This is a genomic window from Pseudomonas retamae (genome assembly GCF_043496865.1).
Taxonomy (GTDB): domain Bacteria; phylum Pseudomonadota; class Gammaproteobacteria; order Pseudomonadales; family Pseudomonadaceae; genus Aquipseudomonas; species Aquipseudomonas retamae.
On sequence record NZ_JBIEIL010000033.1, the window covers coordinates 1 to 1,167 of the forward strand.

1 protein-coding gene is annotated in these 1,167 nt (G+C 52.4%); it reads left to right on the top strand.

Annotation, left to right across the window (positions count from 1 at the left end; translation table 11 throughout):
- Positions 1 to 211: 211 nt before the first annotated feature.
- Positions 212 to 1,153, top strand: coding sequence for an IS110 family transposase (locus ACGSLL_RS28230; protein ID WP_394508685.1), 942 nt, complete (start codon positions 212 to 214; stop codon positions 1,151 to 1,153).
- The last annotated feature ends 14 nt before the right edge of the window (positions 1,154 to 1,167 follow it).

Genomic DNA, 1,167 nt, shown 5'->3' on the forward strand with positions numbered 1-1,167 from the left:
GCTTGTATGGTAGGACTCGAAGGGGTGGGTGGGACCTCAAGCTGGCTTCTGACTGTTAGCCGCAGTACAGACCGTGGGAGACATCGCCCCACCCCTTCCACCAAAGCGCCGATAAAGAATGCTTCGTTCTCTTCAGCGACGATAGAAACAAGCCTGCGCCTCTTGGTGAAAACCCTTCGAGTGGAAAAACCTTACAGCGGGAGTGCGAAGCATGGCAATGGAAGCGAACCAATTTATCGTCGGCATCGATGTTGCCAAGGCTGAGCTGGTTATTCATTTCCAAAGCAGCGGCACGCAAACGTCACTGACCAATAACAAGCCTGAAATCAAACAGTGGCTCAAACAGCAACCGGCCAATACTTCCCTTTGCGTCGAAGCCACTAATGTCTACCACCTGGACATAGTGGAGATGGCGCATGAGAAAGGTTTCAAAGTCTATGTTGTCGATGGATTTCAACTGAGCAACTACCGAAAAGGTATCGGTGGCCGCTCCAAGACCGACGCCAGTGATGCTGCTTTGCTTGCCCGTTATCTGGAGCGAGAGGGCCGCGAGCTTCGAGCCTGGACACCGCCGCCAGCCGTGTATGGCAAGCTGCAAAGCCTTTTGCGACGCAGGGCTGCGCTTGTCACAATGCGCGCTTCGCTGAACCAGAGTTGGAAAAATGAAAGCCTGCTGAAAACGGAATTCAAAAGTTTAACTCAGCACATGGACAAGCTGGATCTGCTGGTTCAAAGGAAGCTTAAAGACCTGCTCAAAGAGGCGGGTTTAGTTGAGCAGGTGGCTCGTTGCCAAGCTATCGAGGGCATAGGCTTTCTGACAGCCACAGCCTTGGTAATGGCATTTATGCGTGGCGAGTTCAAGACCAGTGATGCTTACATTGCCTTCCTTGGCATGGACTTGAGGATCGCCGATTCCGGCGAGAAAACAGGTCTGCGTCGTCTAACCAAGCGCGGTTGCTCAGAAGTTCGCAGGCTGCTGCATAACGCTGCGATGTCAGCCAGTCGATCAGCAGCTTGGAAAGAAACCTACGAGCACTACCGAAACAAGGGCAAGGCCACCACTGAAGCGTTGGTGATTCTGTCACGTAAACTCGCTCGCATTGCGTTTGCCTTGATGAAAACGAAGACGAACTACGTCAGCAAAACGGCCTAAAAAGCTTGGTGAAA

Coding starts and splice junctions, on each gene's coding strand:
- ACGSLL_RS28230 (WP_394508685.1), top strand. CDS start 212: ATGGCAATGGAAGCGAACCAATTTATCGTCGGCATCGATGTTGCCAAG.